This window comes from Curtobacterium sp. UCD-KPL2560 (assembly GCF_001705035.1).
Taxonomy (GTDB): domain Bacteria; phylum Actinomycetota; class Actinomycetes; order Actinomycetales; family Microbacteriaceae; genus Curtobacterium.
This window is the reverse complement of record NZ_MCIG01000128.1, coordinates 1-4246: the sequence shown is the minus strand read 5'-3', so window position 1 is coordinate 4246 and position 4246 is coordinate 1. Positions and strand designations below refer to the sequence as shown.

Annotated in this window: 5 protein-coding genes; 2 read left to right on the top strand and 3 right to left on the bottom strand. The window is 73.1% G+C overall.

The window, feature by feature from the left end; all coding sequences use genetic code 11:
• Positions 1-607, top strand: a 607-nt coding sequence (locus BEP24_RS15945; RefSeq protein WP_141693500.1) for an ATP-binding protein, incomplete at its 5' end; no start/stop codon positions are given.
• 160 nt (positions 608-767) lie between these two features.
• On the opposite strand, the gene BEP24_RS15940 is transcribed toward BEP24_RS15945, so the two are convergent.
• The gene (locus BEP24_RS15940; protein WP_065965110.1) at positions 768-1514 is read right to left on the bottom strand and encodes a phosphoglyceromutase; all 747 of its coding nucleotides are present in this window, start codon (positions 1512-1514) and stop codon (positions 768-770) included.
• 43 nt (positions 1515-1557) lie between these two features.
• On the opposite strand from BEP24_RS15940, the gene BEP24_RS15935 reads away from it, so the two are divergent.
• The gene (locus tag BEP24_RS15935; protein ID WP_065965108.1) at positions 1558-2331 is read left to right on the top strand and encodes a methylase; all 774 of its coding nucleotides are present in this window, start codon (positions 1558-1560) and stop codon (positions 2329-2331) included.
• Positions 2332-2397: 66 nt separating this feature from the next.
• Here the strand turns inward: BEP24_RS15935 and BEP24_RS15930 are convergent, their stop codons facing one another.
• Both BEP24_RS15930 and BEP24_RS15925 read right to left on the bottom strand, forming a co-directional pair.
• The gene (locus BEP24_RS15930) at positions 2398-3462 is read right to left on the bottom strand and encodes a folate-binding protein YgfZ (protein WP_065965106.1); all 1065 of its coding nucleotides are present in this window, start codon (positions 3460-3462) and stop codon (positions 2398-2400) included.
• Positions 3462-4064, bottom strand: coding sequence for an FABP family protein (locus BEP24_RS15925; RefSeq protein ID WP_065965104.1), 603 nt, complete (start codon positions 4062-4064; stop codon positions 3462-3464). Before BEP24_RS15925 ends, BEP24_RS15930 begins: the two co-directional genes overlap by 1 nt.
• Between the last annotated feature and the right edge of the window lie 182 nt (positions 4065-4246).

Below are 4246 nucleotides of genomic sequence, written 5' to 3'. Positions count from 1 at the left end.
GCATGAAGCGCATCGACGTCAGCCACGCGGCGAGCGGTGCGGCGTCGTCCGCCTCGGTGAGGAGCCAGGTGGTCGCATCGTCGTCAACGGGATGCCCGGCTCCGGCAAGACCACGGTGGGGGCCGCCCTCGCCGAGGTGCTCGGGTGCCCCTTCCTGTCGAAGGACCGCATCAAGGAACCCCTCGCCGACCTCGTCGGTCCGATGATCGCCTCGCGTCCGCTCGGCGGCATCGCGATGGACACGATGTGGTCGATGGCGCGGGCGGTCGAGAACGGGGTCGTCCTCGACGCCGTCTGGCTCCCGTCACGTGACCGGGACCGACTGGAGGCGGGGCTCACGTCCGCCGGGTCGCCCCGCGCCGTCGAGGTGTGGTGCGACGTCGACCGCGCGACCGCCGAGGAACGGCTGCGGGACCGCTACGACCCGGGCACCGTGCCGGTGCGCCACGAGGTGCACGGCGACCTCGCCGACCTGCTGGCCTTCTGGGACGAGCACGGCGACGCGGGCCCGGTCGCGCTGCCCGGCGTGCCCGTCGTCCGGGTGGACACGGCGCGGCCGTACGACGTCGGCGCCCTCGTGCAGGAGATCGCCTCGCACTTCGTCTGAGGCGCTCCGGCCCTTCCGCTCCGGTCTGCTCCGGCTGGCCGCTCCGGCTGGTCCGCTGCAACGCGCGGACTCGACGCCTTGCAGCCTGCCTGCAACGCGGAAGCGACAGTCCGACGCGGATGTTCCGCGGCGGACTGTCGCTTCGGCGTGGAGGGAACTGCTACTTCTTGGCGCCCTGCGCGGCGACCGCGGCGGCACCGGCGGCAGCGGCCTCGGGGTCGAGGTAGTACGAGGGCTTCGTCGGACGGAAGTCGTCGTCGAGCTCGTACACGAGCGGGATGCCCGTCGGGATGTTCAGGGCCGCGATGTCGTCGTCGGAGATGCCGTCGAGGTGCTTCACGAGCGCGCGCAGCGAGTTGCCGTGCGCCGTGACGAGGACCGTCTTGCCCGCGCCGAGGTCCTTCGTGATGTCGGACTCCCAGTAGGGCAGCAGCCGGTCGATCACGAGCTTGAGCGACTCGGTCCGGGGCAGCTGGTCGCCGAGGTCGGCGTAGCGGCGGTCGCCGGCCTGCGAGAACTCGGCGTCGTCGGCGATGGGGGGCGGCGGGACGTCGAACGAGCGACGCCACTCCATGAACTGCTGCTCGCCGTACTGCTCGAGCGTCTGCGCCTTGTCCTTGCCCTGGAGGTCGCCGTAGTGGCGCTCGTTGAGGCGCCAGTCGCGCTTGACCGGCAGCCATGCGAGGTCGGCCTCGAGCAGGGCGATGTCGGCGGTCTGGATCGCACGGGTGAGGAGCGACGTGTACAGGACGTCCGGCACGATGCCCGACCCGGCGATGAGCTCGCCGGCGCGCTTCGCCTCCTTCTCGCCCAGCTCGCTGAGCCGGACGTCGACCCAACCGGTGAACAGGTTCTTCTGGTTCCAGTCACTGTTGCCGTGACGGAGCAGGACGAGCGTGGAGGTCATGCGCCGAGTCTACCGAGCGAGGTCGGCCCCGTAGCCTGGTCCCATGCCCATCGGGAACGTCACGCGCGGGACCACGGGGGTCAACCGACTCCGCCGGGTCGACCGGTGGATCGCGTCGCTGCCGGCCCTCCGCCGCACCGACGACCCGCTCGTGGCCGACGTCGGGTACGGCGCCCGGCCGACCACGACGCTCGAGCTGCGGGACCGGCTGGCCCGCGTCCGTCCCGACGTCGAGGTCACCGGGATCGAGATCGAACCGGCCCGGGTGGCCCTGGCGAACGCCGGCACCCGCGACGGTGTCACCTTCCGGCTCGGGGGCTTCGAGACACCCACCCCGGGGAACCGCCGTCCCGCCGTGATCCGGGCGTTCAACGTGCTGCGGCAGTACGACGAGTCCGCCGTGGTCGACTCGTGGCGGATCATGCAGGACCGCCTGCAGCCGGGCGGGGCGCTCGTCGAGGGCACCTGCAACGAGGTCGGCCGGGTGGCGTCCTGGGTGACGCTCGACGAGCACGCGCCGCGCACCTTCACGGTGTCGCTCCGGCTCGCCGGACTCGACGTCCCCTCGGTCGTGGCCGAACGGCTGCCCAAGGCACTCATCCACCGGAACGTGCCCGGGGAGCGGGTGCACGCGTTCCTCCGGGACCTCGACCTGGCCTGGGCGGTGGCGGCACCGCTCGGCACGTACGGCCCGCGGCAGCGGTGGATCGCGACCGTGCACGGGATGCGCGACCGCGGCTGGCCGGTGCTGCACGGGGTGTCCCGCTGGCGGCTCGGGGAGCTCAGCGTCCCGTGGTCGGCGGTCGCTCCGGCCTGACCCGGCGGGCCCGGTTCACCGGCGGGCCCGGTTCACCGGCGGGCCCGGTCCACCGGCCGGCCGGGTTCACGAGCGGCGGACGGCTCCGAGCCGGGGCAGCCGCGGGACGTCGGCGGTGGCGCCCGCGTCGGTCGGCACGATGGTCTCCTGCGCCGCGGTCACGACCACGTCGTCCACGACGAGCCGCAGCGTCGCGGTCGGGTCGAGCGAGCGCTTGACGACCGCGAGTCCGACCGGTCCGAGCTCGTGGTGCAGGGCGGCGGCGCTGAGGCGACCGACCTCCTTGTCAGCGTCGAGCACGGGCGTCCCGGGGACCGGCAGCACCCCGTCCGACCCGTCGAGGTGCAGCATCACGAGGCGCCGCGGCGGACGACCGAGGTTGTGCACCTTCGCGACGGTCTCCTGGCCCCGGTAGCAGCCCTTCGACAGGTGCACGGCCGAGCGGAGCCAGTCGAGCTCGTGCGGGATCGTCCGCTCGTCGACGTCGGACAGGGCGGGACGCCAGGCCGCGATCCGCAGGGCCTCGAGCGCGAGGAGCCCCGCGACGGGCACGTCGGACGCGGCCACCTCGGCAGCGGCGTCCGGGGTGACCACGGCGACACGGAGGGTCCAGTCGGAGGCGGGGTGGGCCTCCAGGGCGGCGTAGCCCCACCCGCCGGGCGCGACGGACGACCACGGGTCGACCCACTCGACGACCGCGTCGGCGGGGACCGCCGTGCCGAAGCCGCCGAGGGTGACGAAGTCGCCCGAGCGGTCCGCGACCTCGACGCGGAGCATGAAGCGCATCGACGTCAGCCACGCGGCGAGCGGTGCGGCGTCGTCCGCCTCGGTGAGGAGCCAGGTGGTCGCACCGTCGTCGACGACCCGCGCGGCGTGCTCGACGCGGCCGGAGGCGTCGAGCACGAGCGTCTCGGTCGACGTGCCGGGCGTGAGCCCGGTCAGGAGCTGCGAGGAGATCGAGTTGAGCCAGGACAGGCGGTCCGGGCCGGTGACCGTGACGACGCCGAGGCCGAGTTCGACGACCGCACGACCGGCGGCCAGTGCGCGCTGCTCGCCCACGGGGTTGCCGAAGTGCGCTGCCGGGCCGGCGTCCGTGCCGACGAAGCCGGGGCGGTCGGCGAAGACGCGCATCAGTCGACCTTCGCGAGCTGCCCCGAGGCGTGCGAGGTGAGCTGCTGCCCGAGCGCCGCGATGTCCCAGGCCCAGAAGAGCTTGCCCTCGACGAGGCCGTACAGGCGCGTCGCGGCGGAGTAGTCCTTGGCGTTCGGCGAGCGCATCACGGCGTCGGTCGCGAGGTCGATGCGACCCTTCTTGACGCGGCCCACGTAGAGCTCGTTCACGCCGGTGGGGTGGATGATCGCGGCCTCGACGTCGAATCCGTCGGTCGTGTTCCGCAGCGCCTCGACGCTCTCGACCGTGGTGAACGGGGTCGGGCCGTCGCCGAGCAGCATCGCCGGGCCGCGGTCGCCCGGTTCGCTGGGTCGGTCGATGCGCCAGTAGCCCATCTCGGCGGCCAGCGGCGTGTGCTCGTCGTCGAGGAGCCAGCTGGTCGAGGAGTAGTTCAGGTAGGGCAGGCCGTCGTGGCTGAAGCTGATGCGCTGCCCGAACTCGTACTTGCGCGGTTCGTCCTCGTCACCGACGGGGTACTCGACCACGCCGGTGCCCTCCCAGACGCCGACGAGCCAGGACAGCGGGACGAGCTCGGGGGCGAGGCCCTCGGGGAGTTCGATCACCGCTGGCCCTTGAACAGCTTGACGACGACGACGACCGAGATGAACGCGATCGCGAGCGACGCCAGGCCCAGGAGGCCCACGTAGAAGAGCTCGAGCGCAAGCAGCGAATCCATGTGCCGAGTCTACGCGGGACGCCTGACGGCGCCAGGGCGGGGGCGGCGCGGCGCGGCGGTGGGCGGTGG

Bases quoted from the DNA above. Each gene is read 5' to 3' on its own strand.
- BEP24_RS15940 (WP_065965110.1), bottom strand. From the start codon at position 1,514: ATGACCTCCACGCTCGTCCTGCTCCGTCACGGCAACAGTGACTGGAAC.
- BEP24_RS15935 (WP_065965108.1), top strand. From the start codon at position 1,558: ATGCCCATCGGGAACGTCACGCGCGGGACCACGGGGGTCAACCGACTC.
- BEP24_RS15930 (WP_065965106.1), bottom strand. From the start codon at position 3,462: ATGCGCGTCTTCGCCGACCGCCCCGGCTTCGTCGGCACGGACGCCGGC.